At 52.6% G+C, this 16,219-nt stretch carries 15 protein-coding genes; 9 read left to right on the top strand and 6 right to left on the bottom strand.

The window, feature by feature from the left end:
* Positions 1 to 92: 92 nt before the first annotated feature.
* The 8 genes from BV494_RS02195 (at position 93) to glnQ (ending at position 5,904) form a co-directional block, all read left to right on the top strand.
* Positions 93 to 656 carry a fasciclin domain-containing protein gene (locus BV494_RS02195; RefSeq protein WP_104921370.1) on the top strand — a complete coding sequence of 188 codons (564 nt, stop codon included), beginning with the start codon at positions 93 to 95 and terminating at the stop codon, positions 654 to 656.
* Between the two features lie 64 nt (positions 657 to 720).
* Positions 721 to 1,302 (top strand): sigma-70 family RNA polymerase sigma factor, encoded by a 582-nt coding sequence (locus BV494_RS02190; protein ID WP_104921369.1) that lies wholly within the window; start codon positions 721 to 723, stop codon positions 1,300 to 1,302.
* Positions 1,299 to 1,976: an anti-sigma factor gene (locus BV494_RS02185; RefSeq protein ID WP_104921368.1), complete on the top strand. Its 678-nt coding sequence runs from the start codon at positions 1,299 to 1,301 to the stop codon at positions 1,974 to 1,976. Before BV494_RS02190 ends, BV494_RS02185 begins: the two co-directional genes overlap by 4 nt.
* A gap of 417 nt (positions 1,977 to 2,393) precedes the next feature.
* Complete coding sequence (gene dps, locus BV494_RS02180; RefSeq protein ID WP_015696542.1) at positions 2,394 to 2,897, top strand: DNA starvation/stationary phase protection protein Dps; 504 nt, start codon at positions 2,394 to 2,396, stop codon at positions 2,895 to 2,897.
* 105 nt (positions 2,898 to 3,002) lie between these two features.
* The gene (locus BV494_RS02175) at positions 3,003 to 3,269 is read left to right on the top strand and encodes a DksA/TraR family C4-type zinc finger protein (RefSeq protein ID WP_104921367.1); all 267 of its coding nucleotides are present in this window, start codon (positions 3,003 to 3,005) and stop codon (positions 3,267 to 3,269) included.
* A 402-nt stretch (positions 3,270 to 3,671) separates the two neighbouring features.
* The gene (gene glnH, locus BV494_RS02170) at positions 3,672 to 4,415 is read left to right on the top strand and encodes a glutamine ABC transporter substrate-binding protein GlnH (protein WP_104921366.1); all 744 of its coding nucleotides are present in this window, start codon (positions 3,672 to 3,674) and stop codon (positions 4,413 to 4,415) included.
* A 110-nt stretch (positions 4,416 to 4,525) separates the two neighbouring features.
* Positions 4,526 to 5,185 carry a glutamine ABC transporter permease GlnP gene (gene glnP / locus BV494_RS02165; protein WP_104921365.1) on the top strand — a complete coding sequence of 220 codons (660 nt, stop codon included), beginning with the start codon at positions 4,526 to 4,528 and terminating at the stop codon, positions 5,183 to 5,185.
* On the top strand, positions 5,182 to 5,904 hold the full coding sequence (glnQ, locus tag BV494_RS02160; protein ID WP_104921364.1) for a glutamine ABC transporter ATP-binding protein GlnQ: 723 nt from the start codon (positions 5,182 to 5,184) through the stop codon (positions 5,902 to 5,904). Before glnP ends, glnQ begins: the two co-directional genes overlap by 4 nt.
* Positions 5,905 to 6,744: 840 nt before the next feature.
* Here glnQ and BV494_RS02155 read toward each other — a convergent pair.
* Both BV494_RS02155 and rlmF read right to left on the bottom strand, forming a co-directional pair.
* A complete protein-coding gene (locus BV494_RS02155; RefSeq protein ID WP_104921363.1) occupies positions 6,745 to 8,055 on the bottom strand; it encodes a methyl-accepting chemotaxis protein in 1,311 nt (436 codons plus the stop codon).
* A 340-nt stretch (positions 8,056 to 8,395) separates the two neighbouring features.
* Entirely contained in the window at positions 8,396 to 9,364 is a 969-nt protein-coding gene (gene rlmF / locus BV494_RS02150) for a 23S rRNA (adenine(1618)-N(6))-methyltransferase RlmF (RefSeq protein ID WP_104921362.1), read from the bottom strand.
* Positions 9,365 to 9,561: 197 nt separating this feature from the next.
* Here rlmF and BV494_RS02145 point away from each other — a divergent pair, with 197 nt between their 5' ends.
* Positions 9,562 to 10,194 carry a flavin reductase family protein gene (locus BV494_RS02145; protein WP_104921361.1) on the top strand — a complete coding sequence of 211 codons (633 nt, stop codon included), beginning with the start codon at positions 9,562 to 9,564 and terminating at the stop codon, positions 10,192 to 10,194.
* 72 nt (positions 10,195 to 10,266) lie between these two features.
* Here BV494_RS02145 and BV494_RS02140 read toward each other — a convergent pair whose 3' ends face one another.
* From BV494_RS02140 to dinG, 4 genes are all read right to left on the bottom strand, one after another.
* The gene (locus BV494_RS02140) at positions 10,267 to 12,129 is read right to left on the bottom strand and encodes a M3 family metallopeptidase (protein WP_104921360.1); all 1,863 of its coding nucleotides are present in this window, start codon (positions 12,127 to 12,129) and stop codon (positions 10,267 to 10,269) included.
* A 111-nt stretch (positions 12,130 to 12,240) separates the two neighbouring features.
* A complete protein-coding gene (locus tag BV494_RS02135) occupies positions 12,241 to 12,582 on the bottom strand; it encodes a zinc ribbon domain-containing protein YjdM (RefSeq protein ID WP_104921359.1) in 342 nt (113 codons plus the stop codon).
* Positions 12,583 to 12,987: 405 nt separating this feature from the next.
* On the bottom strand, positions 12,988 to 13,950 hold the full coding sequence (gene ybiB, locus BV494_RS02130; RefSeq protein ID WP_104921358.1) for a DNA-binding protein YbiB: 963 nt from the start codon (positions 13,948 to 13,950) through the stop codon (positions 12,988 to 12,990).
* A 61-nt stretch (positions 13,951 to 14,011) separates the two neighbouring features.
* On the bottom strand, positions 14,012 to 16,186 hold the full coding sequence (dinG, locus tag BV494_RS02125; RefSeq protein WP_104921357.1) for an ATP-dependent DNA helicase DinG: 2,175 nt from the start codon (positions 16,184 to 16,186) through the stop codon (positions 14,012 to 14,014).
* Between the last annotated feature and the right edge of the window lie 33 nt (positions 16,187 to 16,219).

Here is a 16,219-nt window from a genome sequence, read left to right as displayed (position 1 = left end):
TTCATCTTTTCCTGCATCCAAAAGCAGGGGGTCATTCGTATGTATAGATGTGAGGCAAGACCTTACCTACTCAACTTACGAAGGACACCATCATGAAAACATTACTCCGTACCGCTATCTGCGCTTCTATCCTGCTGAGCACTGCGTCAATGGCTGCAATGATGTCTCAAGACACCACCATGGTCGGTGGCGCTGAAATGTATCCGTCTAAAAATATCGTAGAAAATGCCCTGAATTCCAAAGATCACACCACGCTGGTTGCCGCAGTAAAAGCTGCCGGTCTGGTGGATACCCTGCAAACCAAAGGCCCGTTCACCGTGTTCGCACCGACTAACGCCGCGTTTGCCAAATTGCCTGCCGGCACTGTGGAAAATCTGGTGAAACCGGAAAACAAAGCCACCCTGACCAGCATCCTCACGTATCACGTGGTTGCAGGTAAATATGAAATGAAAGATCTCGAAAAACTGCTGAAAAAAGGCAACGGCACCGCAGAACTGAAAACCGTGAACGGCGAACCCCTGTGGATCCTGAATAACGGCCCGCACAATATTCAGCTGAAAGATGGCAAAGGGAATATCGCCAATATCAGCACTTATGACGTCCAGCAGAAGAACGGTGTGATCGACGTCATTGATACTGTGCTGTTGCCTAAATAATACCGACTATACTGAGAGCTGGATTCCCTTATGAAACAGTATCTCAGAGCGTCGGGACGGACGAATGCATGACAATTTAGTCAGTAAGCCAACACCAGAGAAAGCGCTTGAAGTACAGCGCGAGTTAATGAGCGCCATGGCCGTTGGCGATCGTCAGGCATTTGAGCAGTTATACCGACTGACGTCCCCCCGGTTGTTCGCCGTTGCATTACGCATGTTGCGGCGACACGCCTGGGCAGAAGAAGTTTTGCATGACAGCTATATCACCGCGTGGAACCGCGCCGCGTCTTACAACCCGGCGCTCAGTTCCCCGATGACCTGGCTTACACACATTGTCCGCAACCGCGCTATCGACTGGATGCGCGGAAGCGACAACCAATTGGATGCGCTGGATGACGATGTCATACACAGCGATGCCAGCGACGATGATGAACCCTTGCAACGGCTGCAACAGGACAGCGATGCCAAAATACTGGCGGCCTGCCTGGCGCACCTTCCCGCAGAACAACGACAGAGCCTGATCCTTGCCTATTATCAGGGGCTGTCTCACGGCGAGGTTTCCTCACATTTACAACAACCCCTGGGGACGATAAAAAGCTGGATCCGTCGTGCCCTGGATCACCTTAAGAGCTGCGTCGGACTATGAAAAGCAGAAGCCATTATCAGGCTGCCCTCGCAGCCGAATATGCACTCGGCACCTTGCGCGGCGCGGCGCGGATACAGTTCGAGCAGAAAATGCGCACTGACCCGGCGTTAGCGGCAGAAGTGGCCCGCTGGCAGGAGGCGTTCACGCAGCTCGATAACCAGATTATCCCGGTGATCCCCCCTGCTTCAGTCTGGAAACGGATCCAGCACAATCTGGCCTTACAACCCGAGAAACGCCCTGCGCCACCCAAAAGGCCGGTACGCGGTTATATCGGCTGGGCGCTGGCCGCCGGGCTGGCGGCATTATTGCTGATCCCTCACCTTCTGGTGCAACCCGCCGCGCCGACGCCGGTCGCCATTCTGGGCAGCAGCGCGGGACCACAAAACGGGCAATGGGTGGTCAGCGTGGATATGAGTACCCGCAGTTTATTGCTGACACCGCTCAGCGCGCCTGATCTGGCCGCAGACCGCAGCCTGGAACTGTGGGCCATTCCACCAGGCGGCAAACCGCGTTCACTCGGATTACTGAATACCCAGCAACCGACACAGTTAACGCTGGCCGCAAAAATGCCAGACCCCGGTTATACGCTGGCGATCAGCCTCGAACCTCATGGCGGTTCTCCCACCGGACAACCTACCGGCGCGGTGCTTTACAGCGGGACACTGGCGCTGTAATCCCCACCAAACGACTGTTTAAAACGGCAGATATACTTCTGCCGTTTTTCTTTATTCCATCCAAAATAGATAATTACCCGCACTGACTGTTATTTCCCGTCCTATTACATGACTAATATGAATATATATTCACATCATCCGTTACATTCTAAAATATTTACCGCGTTTTAAATGAAAATAATTATCACTATTAATGATTATTCAAAAGTTGATAAAAGCCCAATTACGGACGAATCCTATCCACCTGAAAAATCAGTATGATAGGTTAGAGATGAAGCAGCGAGAGGCTTTATTAGCCACACGCTATCAGAACGATAGGAATGACTGCCCTGCAAAATTGTGATTTATTGCTATACTGAATGCAGTTACGAAATACATTATTTAGCGTTTAATTTAATGAATCAAGGAGATATGAATATGAGTACCGCTAAACTGGTCAAAACGAAATCTTCTGAACTTATCTACACACGCAACGATTTAGACGAAAGCGTCAAACTCAATACCATCAAAGTGCTCAACCGTCTGGTGACTGAATATATCGATTTGTCGCTGATCACCAAACAGGCACACTGGAACATGCGTGGCGCAAATTTCATTGCCGTCCACGAAATGCTCGACGGGTTCCGCACCGCGATTATCGACCATCAGGACACCATCGCAGAACGTGTTGTGCAGTTAGGCGGCGTTGCGTTGGGTACCGTACAGGTAGTTAACGATAAAACCCCGCTGAAAAGCTACCCGACCAATATCCACACTGTTCAGGAACACCTGAAAGCGCTGGCAGAACGTTATGCGGTTGTCGCTAACGATACCCGCAAAGCCATCAGCGAAGTGGAAGACGAAGATACCGCAGATATTTTCACCGCGGCATCCCGCGATCTGGATAAATTCCTGTGGTTTATCGAATCGAATATCGAGTAATCACACCCCGGTTTCGCAGGGTTCAGGCTGCGGTAATCTGAGTGAGCAATGCGAAAGCGGGTTGGCATTTATTGCCAGCCCGTTTTCAATTTTACGGAGGTCAGCATGGCAAGCGGATGGGCGCAAGATGGCGCAGTTCAGGATCAGATTGATTCGACAGTGAATGATGCGGTTGACCGTGCGCGTCAGTCGCTCGGGCACGGTGAAAGCGAGCACTTTTGCCAGGAATGCGGGGAGCCTATTCCTGAAGCTCGCCGGAAAGCGCTGGAGGGCGTTCAGTATTGCGTGAACTGTCAGGCTGAGCGGGACAAAAAGCAGCAGGATCACGCCGGATATAATCGCCGGGGAAGTAAAGACAGCCAGCTGCGCTAGATTTTTTTCTTATGACCGGCTGCACCATTATGGTTCAACTCGCCTCGATTTTTCCTCAGAACTCACCCTTCCCCTCTTTACATCTGCTTCAATATTGAGCAGTGGTTTTACGCACGTTCTGAAAAAGTTAGAGCGAGTTATCATTTCAGCGGTGCAGTTGTTAATTAATGATTGTTTAAAATACAACATCTGGTTAATGATGACGCGATGCACCACGAGAGAACATTGCAAACTGTAACAATGCACCACAAAAGGGCATTTACAGAATACTCCGCTGCTTGAACGGTTCAGCAAGACGATAAGCCATTGAATTTAAATAGCGATGAACAATGGCATGAATTTTGCAGATAAGCGTCGTAACATAAGATCGTTCCCATAATATGTACAAAGGAAATTCCACCGATGAAGTCACTCTTAAAAGTTTCCCTGGCCGCGCTGACCCTGGCCTTTGCCGTTAGCTCACACGCAGCAGACAAAAAACTGATCGTAGCTACCGACACTGCGTTTGTACCGTTTGAATTCAAACAAGGCGACAAGTACGTCGGCTTCGATATCGACCTGTGGGACGCGGTCGCGAAAGAGATGAAAGTCTCTTATGAACTGAAACCAATGGATTTCGGCGGCATCATCCCGGCTCTGCAAACTCACAACATCGATCTGGCGCTGGCGGGTATCACCATCACGCCTGAGCGTAAAAAAGCGATCGATTTCTCTGACGGCTATTACAACAGCGGCCTGCTGGTGATGGTTAAGAGCAATAATGACGCCATCAAAAGCGTTAACGATCTGAAAGGCAAAGTGGTTGCAGTGAAAAGCGGCACCAGCTCCGTTGACTACATGAAAGCCAACGTGCAGACCAAAGACCTGCGTCAGTTCCCGAACATCGACAGCGCTTACATGGAACTGGGTACAGGCCGTGCGGATGCTGTGATGCACGACACCCCGAACATTCTGTACTTCATCAAAACTGCCGGTAAAGGCCAGTTCAAGGCCGTCGGTGATTCACTGGCTGGTCAGCAATACGGTATCGCCTTCCCGCAAGGCAGTGACCTGCGCGAGAAAGCCAACGCGGCGCTGAAAACCATCAAAGAGAATGGTACTTACGCGGCAATCTACAAAAAATGGTTCGATACAGAACCTAAATAAGTTTTGTTCATTTAAGTCGTTCCTCTTTATAGAAATCTGACTTGATAAGAAGCGCCTGACGGAGAATCTTCCGGTCAGGCGCAGTTTGTTGTTTTACCAGGAGATAATCCATGCAGTTTGACTGGAGCGTAATTTGGCCCGCTCTGCCTATCCTGCTCGAAGGCGCCAAGATGACATTGTGGATCTCGGTCCTCGGTCTGGTTGGCGGTCTGATTATTGGTGTGATTGCGGGTTTTGCCCGCGCGTTTGGTGGCTGGTTTAGCAGCAACATCGCACTGGTTTTTATCGAGCTCATTCGCGGTACGCCTATTGTCGTACAGGTGATGTTCATTTATTTCGCACTGCCGATGATGGTTTCCGATCTGCGTATCGACCCGTTCAGCGCGGCGGTGGTGACAATCATGATCAACTCCGGTGCTTATATCGCTGAAATTACGCGTGGTGCCGTGTTGTCTATCCATAACGGTTTCCGCGAAGCGGGCCTGGCGCTGGGTCTGTCGCGTCGTGCGACCTTGCGTTACATCATCATGCCGCTGGCGTTGCGCCGCATGTTGCCACCGCTGGGCAACCAGTGGATTGTGAGTATTAAAGATACCTCGCTGTTTATCGTTATCGGTGTCGCCGAGCTGACCCGTCAGGGCCAGGAAATCATCGCCGGTAACTTCCGCGCGATGGAAATCTGGAGTGCGGTTGCCGTTATCTATCTGATCATCACGCTGGCCCTGAGCTTTGTTCTGCGCCGCTTAGAACGCAAACTGAAAATTATATGATTGAATTCAAGAACGTCTCAAAACACTTTGGTAAAACCCAGGTGCTCCACGACATCGATCTGAACATTTCTCAGGGTGAAGTCGTGGTTATTATCGGGCCGTCCGGTTCCGGTAAATCCACTTTGCTGCGTTGCATCAACAAGCTGGAAGAAATCACGTCCGGCGAGCTGATTGTCGATGGCCTGAAAGTGAATGACCCGAAAGTCGACGAACGTCTGATCCGCCAGGAAGCCGGTATGGTGTTCCAGCAGTTCTATCTGTTCCCGCACATGACCGCGCTGGAAAACGTGGCTTTCGGCCCGATCCGCGTTCGTGGTGCGTCGAAAGATGAAGCCAATAAACTGGCGAAAGAGTTGCTGGCGAAAGTGGGTCTTTCGGAACGTGCGCATCACTATCCGTCTGAGCTTTCCGGTGGACAGCAGCAGCGCGTGGCGATTGCCCGTGCGCTGGCGGTAAAACCTAAGCTGATGCTGTTTGATGAGCCGACCTCTGCGCTGGATCCGGAACTGCGTCATGAAGTGCTGACCGTCATGAAGCAACTGGCGGAAGAAGGCATGACGATGGTTATCGTGACGCACGAAGTCGGCTTCGCCGAGAAAGTGGCATCACGGTTAATCTTCATCGATAAAGGGCGTATTGCGGAAGACGGTAAACCGGCGGATCTGGTGAATAACCCGCCGAGTGAGCGTCTGCGCGAGTTCCTGCAACACGTTTCCTGATTTGCAGGGAGGCCGCCTGCAAAGTGGGCGGTTTTTTACTGCGAACGCAGACTGAGAATATTTCGGTTTCTCAATGGCGGTGATCGCTTAACTCGCTGCGCCGAAACCGACCAAAGGAGGTAAGTGCTTTCCCTCCTTTGGATTCCTCCCCGCTTTTTCAACAAGCGCTTCGCTTGCTGGCTATGTTTTAGAAACTCCTGCTAATGCCGCAAAATCCCGCCGCTGCGCGGTGCCCTACACTCGCGTTACAAACCTCGTAAAAACACTCTCGGTTTTTCACCTCTCGCTTCGGCGTAATTTTTGAAAGCGGCCACTGGCTTATCTAAATTCAAATGCAGACGGGTTTAAATCTTTTAAAAAAGTGAGATGGCGCGCTCAAAATCCTGCTGAACGGAGCGGCTTCGAGACCTGCGGCTCGCCCCCTCGGCCAGCAAAATTTCTGAGCGCGCCAGCTTACCTTTCTTAAAGATAAAACCAGACCGTTTTTGAATTGAAAAAGCTATTGGCCGCTTTCAAAGCGACGTCGAATGAACGGTGAGAAACGGCGAGAGTCTTTTCCGAGCAGGTTTGAACCTGAAATGAGAGCACCGCGCAGCGGCGGCGTTTGCGGCACTAGCCGGAGTTCCTGAAACATAGCCTGCCAGCGATAGCGCGCAGTAAAAAAAGCGAGGAGAGTCGAGAGAGGAAAAGCACTTTCCTCTCTCGTCGGTTTTGGCGACAACAGCTGAGCGATCACCGCTAATGAAAAACCGAAACTTTCCCGGTCTGCAGTAAAAAGCCGGTGTGGATGGCACCCCGGAGGTTTTAGCACCGCCTGATGCCCGGTATGGCATCAAAAGATTAATGCCTCGTTTGCCCCCGCTCCCCGGCGATAGCCGAAAACTCCGCCATCATTCGGACCAGATCCTGCATCCCAATATTAACCTGGTTAATGACATCTCCCGCATTGCGGCTCAGCGCGACACCCCCGCCCGCGCGGTTAACGCAATTTCCCATGCCATCTATTGCCGCCATCACGCCGTCGCGGATGTTTTGCGTCAGCTGGTCAATTTCAACAGCGGCTTTGCGGGACTGATCTGCCAGCGAACGCACTTCACCGGCGACCACGGCAAATCCCCTGCCCTGTTCGCCCGCGTGGGCGGCTTCGATGGTGGCATTAATTGCCAGTAAATTGGTCTGCGACGAGATGCGCCGGATGGTATCCACCATCTCACCAATCCGTTCAGAGGTTTGCCCGAGCTGACCGATAATGTCCGACGTGCGGCGCGCCAGCGCTTCGACTTCCTGCATATCCTCCACCGCTTTCTGGACGATAGTGACCCCTTCCGCCGCCGTTTTGTCCGTGTTCAGCGACAGCTCATGGACGTGCGTCATCATGCTTTCCTGCTGACGCTGCTGCGCCATCTGGCTGGTAATATCCTGGGCGATTTTGACGATTTTCAGCACGTTGCCGTCATCGTCCATGACCGGGTTGTAGCTGGCTTCCAGCCAGATCGCCTGACCACGACCGTTCATCCGTTCAAAACGTCCGAGGATAAACTCGCCGTTACGTAGCCGCTGCCAGTGATTTTTATATTCATGGGAATCACCGAACTTCGGCAGACAAAACATGGCGTGAGGGTGGCCTTTAATTTGTTGCAGAGAATAACCCATGACTTTCAAAAAGTTATTGTTTGCAGAAATAACATGACCGTCGGGCGTAAAGGTAATCAGCGCCATTGAGCGTTCAAGCGCTTGTAAAATCCCCTGATGTTCGTGCGATTCTGTAATTCTCTCAGAGACATCACTGGCAATTTTAATTATTTCAGTGACTTTGCCTTGTTTATTTTTGACCGGAACATACGTAGCTTCAAGCCAGATTAAACTTCCGTTTTTGTGGACGCGTTTAATATTCCCGCTGATAGATCTTCCCTGCCGCAAACCTTCCCAATGCAAGCGATAGGCATCGCTGGCCACGAACTCTGGCGTGCAGAAAATCCGGTGTGGCTGGCCGACGACTTCCTGCCTGCTGTAGCCCATGCCTTTAAGGAACAGGTCATTAACCTCAAGCACCACGCCGTCTGGCGTGAAGACAATCATCGGAACAGCGTCCTGAAGTGCTGCAAATTTATCACGCCATGCGGTACTAAACTGATGAGAAAATAATTGCATAGGACAGACACCCTGTGGCTGATAACGTGAATTAATGCGTGATCGCAATTAATTTAAAAACACACACGTGCTAATACCTGTGGGCTATGGGTTAAATAACCCTAATCCACAGAACATTAGTCTGACCCCTGGGCGGGTTTTAGAAAGGTTTGCTGAAACAGAACAAAACGTGATGAAAATAAAATCACGCGATAAATGATTATCATGATAATTAATCAACTTTCTTATAGTGAATTAAGCATAATTTAATCCAATGAAAAAGAAAGGTCAGGCAGGAGTATTTTTTCCAGCCTGTTTGTCATCAGAATAACAGGCTGGAACAGACAGAATTACAACGTGATCAGACTGACCAGCGCTTAATTGCCCAACTTTTTTGCTGTGATGGCGTCAGGAAGGTCCAGGCGACGAAGCGGCTGATTTTATTCCCCTGCGTCATTTCGATGGTGCGGATATCCGTCACACCTTCTTCATTGAGCGCGTCATACAGTAGCGGAAGTGTTGTTTTTTTAGACACCAGCACGGTGTACCAGAAACAGTTCTGCGCTTTACCGGCGCTTTCTTCCGCCATGCGGACAACAAACGCTTCTTCGCCGCCTTCACACCACAGTTCGTTGTGCTGACCACCGAAGTTCAGCTCTGCGTTGCCTGGGCGACGATCCAGTCCCAGATTCTGACGTTTACGCTGGCTGCCGGAAGCGGCATCCGCCGCCGACGCATGGAACGGCGGGTTACACAGCACGGCATCGTAACGTTCATCGTTGCGAATAATGGTGTCGAGAATGCGCGGCGGTTTCGCCTGCAAGCGGAAACGTACCTGATTGGTCAGCTGCGGGTTAGTCGCAACGATTTTCTTCGCGGCAGCCATCGACACCGGGTCAATCTCACTGGCAGTGAAACGCCAGCCATATTCACGCAGGCCGATAATCGGATAAATACAGTTCGCGCCTACGCCGATATCCAGCACAGAAATGTCTTTACCTTGCGGGATATTGCCGTTGTTGCTGCTGGCCAGCAAATCGGCCAGATGGTGAACATAATCCGCGCGTCCCGGAATGGGCGGGCAAAGATAATCCGCCGGAATATCCCAGTTTTCAATCTGATAGCAATCGCGCAGCAAAGCACGGTTCAGGGCTTTCACGGCCTGATGATTGGCGAAATCAACAGACAAATCGCCCCATTTATTCTCAGTAACGAACGGTGCGAGTTCCGGGCTGCTGGCAATCAGGGCCGGGAAATCATAGCGGCTGCGATGACGATTTCGCGGGTGAAGACCGCTTTTTTCCTGAGGGAAGACTTTCTTTTTTTCCACCTGAGTGACTCTCCGAAACGTGTTGCGCGACGCATACAGCATGCGATGTGGCGTTGATCTTCATGAATGGCGCACAAGATACCACAAACCGGGGCGGCCTGCCGCGCGCATCCGGGCACATAAAAACGTTCAGTGCCCGTTTAAAACGGGTAATGTACGAATCAGAGTTTTGATGAATCTTTTAACTGAGGAATATCATGAGCGTTGATGATCGTTATTACTACGAACCCGCCAGCGGTCACGGCCTGCCGCATGACCCGTTAAACGCCATTGTCGGCCCGCGTCCGATTGGCTGGATCTCCTCGCGCAATGCCGCCGGTCAGCGAAATCTGGCGCCTTACAGCTTCTTTAACTGTTTCAATTATCGCCCACCGATCATTGGTTTCGCCAGCAGCGGCTGGAAAGACAGCGTGGCAAATATTGTTGAAACCGGCGAGTTTGTCTGGAATCTGACCACGCGTTCACTGGCGGTCAAAATGAATGAAAGCTCGGCCACGCTGGAACGCGGCGAAGATGAATTTGCGTTTGCAGGGCTGACGCCTGAGCCAGGTAAGATTGTTGCGGCCGATCGCGTGCTGGAAAGCCCGGTCAACTTTGAATGTAAGCTGACACAGTGTATTCAGCTCGAAACCGCCGCAGGCGGCAAAATTGATACCTGGCTGGTGCTGGGCGAAGTCGTGGCGGTGCATATCGCGCCGCATCTGCTGGTTGACGGCGTTTATCAGACCGCCCTCGCCGAGCCGGTTCTCCGCGCAGGCGGCCCTTCTGCGTATTACGGTATTTCTGAAGATTTGCGGTTCGATTTAATACGCCCCGACGCCCGCAAATAACCGCTGATTTAAGCCATAAAAAAACCGCCACCGGTTCAGCACCGGATGGCGGTTTTTTACGTTACGACACGGTTATTTCGACCCGTAATTCTGATCGACAAAATCTGCGAAATCCTGACACATCGCCTCATCGCCGTCGGCGCTGTCCGCCAGGATACGTTTCCCGTCTACCACGCGAATATGCACGCTGAGATCGAAATCCGCTTCCGGCTGTTCGCGCGCAGAAGCACCTGCAATTGTGCGCTGCGCATCTTCCCACGCGGCGTCTACCGTCTGATTGCATGCCTGCGCCAGATAGTCCGGGTTGAAGCCTTCGCCGGTCAGGCTGCGCAAGGTATCGTCGTGGCTGACGCTGTTGCCCGGCGTCCAGTAATGTTTTGCCAGATCAGGGCCAATCGCCGGGTTATCGGTCAGATAGCCGTCACGCTTGAGGAAGAACGCACGCGTTTGTTCAACCGCCATCAGCGCCAGCAGGTAACCCTGATATGAACAGGCGGATTCCATCGACAACAAATGCGGAATAGCCAGCGTCGGACGCGGGCTGCCGGTAACGCCGAGAATATGGGTTTCGACGTCACGCGCCAGCGCAATCATGGCTTCCGGCGTGCGTTTTTCATCCGGCCACTGATAAAGCTGCCACTCGAAATAAGGCACCAGCAGAATGTGACGCTCATTGAAAGAACGCATCGGCTGGCGGGCTTCGATACTGGCGTGGATCAGTTCATCCGGCACCGGCTCACCCGCCGTATTTTTCGCATAACGTTTCAGCCAGTCCGCGTCTTCGAGCAGGCTGTCGCAGAACATCGACTGCGTTTCGGCGTATGCCATGGACGTCGGCGGGAATTCCTGTGAGAAGCACGGCGCATTCTGGCGGATGTTGGCAAAGTGCGCCGCGTGGCCGCCTTCGTGGAACAGCGTATTCAGGCCGCTTGCGCCGCTGCCGATCTGATCCGGTTTTGCCAGACTGGTGAAGTTGATCACCGCAGGGATCCATTCGCCGTTATCATAAAACGGCGGCACCGGCCCGTGCATAAAACCATTCTCGTATTTGCCTTCGCGCACCAGCAAATCCAGCTGCATTTCTGCGCCGTTAAAACCGATATTCAGGCGCTTGAAGCTGTCAATCCAGCGGCGCAGGGAATCGGCAAACGGGAAATACGGATCCAGCTGACGGGTCACGTCACCGGCGCTGGCGAAGCGGATATTCCACGGCAGCAATGCGGCGTCGCCTTCGCGGGCAACCAGCTCATTCAGGCTGCGCGTATTGCTCTCGCGCGTCTGCTCTTCGAACCGGTCGAGGATGGCGAATAACTGTTCCGGCGACATGCGCTCGGTTTTATTCACTTTGTAATCAAAGTAATTGCGATAGCCGAGCTGACGCGCAAAGCGGTTACGCAGGCTTACCAGTTGTGGCAAACCGTTATGCAGCAGCCACTCTTCCAGCTCACGCAAAGCGTTTTGCGAACTGCGGCGGTACGCCTCGTTTTCGTTGTTCGCCTGATTGGTCAGCAGCTCGCCCAGCGAAGCATTGACGCGCTCGCCTTTGCTGTTGATGTGCGTCATGCGGTACTGCTTACGTTTACCAAACAGAACGGATTCCGCCTGAATGATTTCATCAAGCAGCGCCAGCGCTTCAGGGTCTTCGATAACGTTGCAGTCGAAGAAACTCAGCCAGCCGCGAAGGCCGTGCAGCAGCGCATCACGTTCTGCATCCGGCGTTTGTTTTTCGAGACGTGCGATGGCCTCACGCAGTTCCGCAGGACGGGTTGGTTCGGAGATAAAACGTTTATAAGCCGTTTCGGCAGCGGAGAAAGCACTGGAGACATTTTCATCGCCGGTGCCCATATAGTTTTGCCAGAACAGATTTTCTTTGTTCCGGTGGACTTCGAGGTAGTCGTGATTGAGGGCGTTAAAATAGTCCTGAGCCTGTTTCATGTAATCTTCTCTGCTGAATGTTAAAGAGATTTTACATTGAGTGTATGTTCAGTCAGCGGTTCTGTCGATATGGCAAAACCGCTTAATGAAGGCAGGCTTCAGAATTTGGGATTAGTTTTTCTTAACGAACTCAGATTTGAGTTTCATCTGTCCAAAACCGTCAATTTTGCAGTCAATATTGTGATCGCCTTCGACCAGACGGATGCCTTTCACTTTGGTGCCGATCTTCAGCATGGAAGAGCTGCCTTTCACTTTCAGGTCTTTGATTACTGTAACGGAATCACCATCCGCCAGCAGATTCCCGTTGGCATCGACAACCTTCAGCGTATCGTCATCACCCGCGGCATCGCCGGCCAGCGCCCAGACATGCCCACATTCAGGGCAATTGAGCATTTCACCGTCCTGCCAGGTGAATTCAGATTTACATGTCGGGCAACTTGGTAATGTTTCCATAACTAAAACCTCAGGTTATGCTTTTAAAAAAGCCATTAAAATCATGAAATAAATTTCACACATGCTCTATTTTAGCTTTTAACCACACATTTGAACAGGGTAAGAGGAGTTTCCGGGTATTAAACCGAATACCCTGTTCGGTTTTTGGCGCTTACAGCAGGCTTTCTAAGAACGAGTAAATTTCGGTTTTTCAATGGCGGCGAGCGGGGAAACCGAGCAGAGAGGAAAGTGATTTTCCATTATATAACAGTGGATTAGTTTGCTCCTCCCCCTGCGAAGGGGGAGGTTGGGAGGGGGTTTAGCAGGCAACTGAGTCGCTAAAAGCAACACCCCATCCCGTCCTTCCCCTCGTGAGAGGGGAAGGCGCAAATCAAACCGCCTGAATTGATGCCCGGTCTGGCATCATCAAAACACCTGTTCGACGATCATCAGCGCTTCCGCCAAATCCCCCGATACGCAACTCCCCACCAGGCAACACGCCAGCTGATTCAGGATCGCCTGCGGGATTGCACGTTCGCCATTCAGACATCCCTGAATAAATGCCACGGTTGCCGCGACGTCTTTCGAGGCCGGAATATCGGCATCAGCAAATTCCTGTTTTTCTGCCAGAACACTTTGTTCGCCACCGGCGATAAAGTGCGTCTGCGGGAAGCGCTGCGGGTTAGCGTACACTTCGCCTTCGGTTCCCTGCGTGAGCAGACCGCGACCGTCGATCTGGCGGAAAAAGGAGGAAACGCGCTGCACATATTCCGGGTGTGAAACACTGGCTAAGCGCAGCGAATCCTGACCGACAAATGGCGTGATAAGTTTTGCCAGCGTATGGCTGCTGTTTCGCACGCCCATCTGCCAGCGCAGGGCCAGCTGTTTTTCAATAGGCGGACACAGAACGGAAACCGGCACAAAAACCGGTGCGTTCCCTGCGTCGAGTTGTTGCTGCGCCTGCTCCTGAGATTGGGCGGCGTCGATGCCCAGCGCGCGGAAAATCTCGGCGCTGGTGATACGCGTCGGGTCTTCATCTACGCCGTGAACCAGCACAGGTAAACCCAGACGGCTGAGCAAAATCGCCAGCAGCGGCGTGAGGTTCGCCTGTTTGCGTGCGCCGTTATAGGTCGGGATCACCACCGGAAGCGGGCGATTCGCCGGTGCCTGAAGACGCATCACACACTCTTCCATTGCGCTGTAAAAACCGAGCATTTCTTCCTCGGCTTCGCCTTTGATGCGGAAGGCAATCAGCAACGCGCCGAGCTGTAAATCAGGTACGTCACCGGCGAGGATTTCACGATACAGCGCGTGCGACTGCTCCCGGTCCAGATCGCGGGCATGGTTTTTTCCGCGTCCGACTTCTTTGATGAGTTTGGTGTAATCCATCGTACCGTTACCTTATGGGTTCAATTGCTTATTCAGGGTAATCAATATTTTGCAATAAAAGTCACCGGCGGCGCGTGCGGCGACGAGCGGGCTCTTTTTTCGCGGTTTTAAGGAGATCCGGACGCTTCACCGACCCCGGCGCGGGCATTTCAGGTTGCTCAATCGGGAACACCGGCAAAGCCGCCAGCAGGCGCGAACCGTAGCTTTTGGTCAGCAAGCGCCGGTCATAAATCACGATTTCGCCCGTACATTCATGGCTGCGGATCAATCGCCCGACCTGCTGGATCAGGTTAAAAGATGCGCTCGGCAGGCTTTGCACCTCAAACGGATAACGCTTCAGCGTTTTCAGCCATTCGCCTTCCGTCAGGATCACCGGGCTGTCCACCGGCGGGAAGGCGATTTTATGAATATGTACCTGCGTCAGCAGTTCGCCTTTTAAATCTAACCCTTCCGCGAAGGATTGCAGGCCAATCAGCACGCTGGTGGTACCCGCAGAAACACGTTTCCGATGTTCCTCGACCAGACGATAGCGCGGCTGATCGCCTTGTACCAGCAGCATCAGACGCAGATCCGGCAGCAAGGAGACAAATTGCTGCAAGGCGCGGTTACTGGCGAATAACACCAGCTGCCCGGTATGTTTCCCTTTCGCCAGCTCCGTGCGGAAGAAATCCGCCATTTCCTGCAAATGCGCCGCTTCGTTCGCCAGAACCGGTTCAAGTGTCATTTGCGGGATCACCAGTTTGCCCTGCGTCACGTGGTTAAACGGTGAATCCAGGCTGACAAAACGGTCGCCCGCCTTTTCACTCAGCCCGCTCATTTCCTGAATACGTGAAAAACTGTTGAGCGAACGCAGCGTCGCGGAGGTGACAACGACATGCGGCACTTTGCGCCACAGCATTTTTTCCAGCTGTTCGCTAACGCGAATACCCGCACAGTGAAACACCAGATGCGTCTGGTTATCAAAATACGTACGCGTCACCCACTTGCCGATCGGCGCATTCGACGCTTTATCCAGCGCCGCCAGCCGCCACAATTTGCTCATGGTTTCGAGATAACCCTGCATACGGCTCATGTGCAAAATCGCCCGGTGCAGACGCATGATGTCGTGCTTGCCGGTTTTTTCGCTGAGATCGTTCACCATGAATTCCGCCAGACTGCGCAATCCGTCGGTCAGCTTAAACAGGCGGCTGCATTGTTCGGTCAGCTCAGGCGGCAACGTCCCCAGCTCAAAACGGTACTCCGCTTCCGGCTGGTCAGGCGGTAAATACTGGCTCACCGATTGTTCAATCAGCAGCAGCAGTTCACGCATCTCCGCGCAGTGGTTTTGCAGGCGTTCGGGATGGGTCAGCGGCGGCGGATTTTTCGGGGTAAACAGCGCCAGACATTGCTCAATCTGACGCACAAAATTGTCCAGTTGCAGGTGGTTCCAGACGGCCGTGATTTCTGCATCCACTTCCAGCGCATCGCGCGCCACTTCCGGCAAATGATGGCCTTCATCGAGCACCAGCAGCAAATCTTTGGCGGGCGGAAGCACGGATTCAGATTCCAGCGCGGCCATCACCAGCGCGTGGTTGGTGACGACCACATCGGCGCTCTCAATCTCTTTGCGTGCCACAAAATACGGGCATTCGCGAAAATAGTGACAGTTACGGCTCAGGCAGTTGGCTTTGTCGGTGCTGATTTTAATCCACAACGGATCATCGATAGTTTTCTGGTAGTGATCGCGTAAACCGTCCCACTCGTAGCGCGAGAGTGCGGTTTCCAGCGTTTTACACAGTTTCTGCTCTTCACCGCTGGAAGGCGCAAGTTCATCGCCGAGAAATAACCCCAGATCGCCCTGCGCATTTTCATTGCTCATTGCGGCCAGATTGCGCGGGCAGACATAGCGCCCGCGTCCGAAAGCGCCGGTAAATTTCAGGTCGGGGATGATTTTTTTCAGCAGCGGTAAATCTTTACTGAAAATCTGATCCTGCAACGCCACGTTGGCCGTGCTGACAATCAGCGGCTTTTCTTCTTCGCGGCTGACGGCGATGCCGGGGATCAGATAAGACAGCGTTTTCCCGACACCGGTGGGTGCCTCGATGGCCAGATGCCGTCCGGAATCCCCGGAAAACACTTTCGCCACCTCCGCAATCATCTCGCGTTGCGGAGCACGGGGAATGAAATCCGGGATTTGCTGTTGCAGGGCTTTATACCACTGGCTTATCTGATTTTTTACTGCGGGGGAAAGCGCCATGCATCTCTTTTTTTGTACGTCGGGACAGGAATG

This window comes from Rahnella sikkimica (assembly GCF_002951615.1).
Lineage (GTDB): Bacteria > Pseudomonadota > Gammaproteobacteria > Enterobacterales > Enterobacteriaceae > Rahnella > Rahnella sikkimica.
Note: the sequence above shows the minus strand (reverse complement) of the source record. Positions and strands in the feature narration are given on the sequence as shown.

Excerpts from the sequence above, each read along its gene's own strand:
- BV494_RS02195 (WP_104921370.1), top strand. The coding sequence starts at position 93 with ATGAAAACATTACTCCGTACCGCTATCTGCGCTTCTATCCTGCTGAGC.
- BV494_RS02190 (WP_104921369.1), top strand. The coding sequence starts at position 721 with ATGCATGACAATTTAGTCAGTAAGCCAACACCAGAGAAAGCGCTTGAA.
- BV494_RS02185 (WP_104921368.1), top strand. The coding sequence starts at position 1,299 with ATGAAAAGCAGAAGCCATTATCAGGCTGCCCTCGCAGCCGAATATGCA.
- dps (WP_015696542.1), top strand. The coding sequence starts at position 2,394 with ATGAGTACCGCTAAACTGGTCAAAACGAAATCTTCTGAACTTATCTAC.
- BV494_RS02175 (WP_104921367.1), top strand. The coding sequence starts at position 3,003 with ATGGCAAGCGGATGGGCGCAAGATGGCGCAGTTCAGGATCAGATTGAT.
- glnH (WP_104921366.1), top strand. The coding sequence starts at position 3,672 with ATGAAGTCACTCTTAAAAGTTTCCCTGGCCGCGCTGACCCTGGCCTTT.
- glnP (WP_104921365.1), top strand. The coding sequence starts at position 4,526 with ATGCAGTTTGACTGGAGCGTAATTTGGCCCGCTCTGCCTATCCTGCTC.
- glnQ (WP_104921364.1), top strand. The coding sequence starts at position 5,182 with ATGATTGAATTCAAGAACGTCTCAAAACACTTTGGTAAAACCCAGGTG.
- BV494_RS02155 (WP_104921363.1), bottom strand. The coding sequence starts at position 8,055 with ATGCAATTATTTTCTCATCAGTTTAGTACCGCATGGCGTGATAAATTT.
- BV494_RS02145 (WP_104921361.1), top strand. The coding sequence starts at position 9,562 with ATGAGCGTTGATGATCGTTATTACTACGAACCCGCCAGCGGTCACGGC.
- BV494_RS02140 (WP_104921360.1), bottom strand. The coding sequence starts at position 12,129 with ATGAAACAGGCTCAGGACTATTTTAACGCCCTCAATCACGACTACCTC.
- BV494_RS02135 (WP_104921359.1), bottom strand. The coding sequence starts at position 12,582 with ATGGAAACATTACCAAGTTGCCCGACATGTAAATCTGAATTCACCTGG.
- ybiB (WP_104921358.1), bottom strand. The coding sequence starts at position 13,950 with ATGGATTACACCAAACTCATCAAAGAAGTCGGACGCGGAAAAAACCAT.
- dinG (WP_104921357.1), bottom strand. The coding sequence starts at position 16,186 with ATGGCGCTTTCCCCCGCAGTAAAAAATCAGATAAGCCAGTGGTATAAA.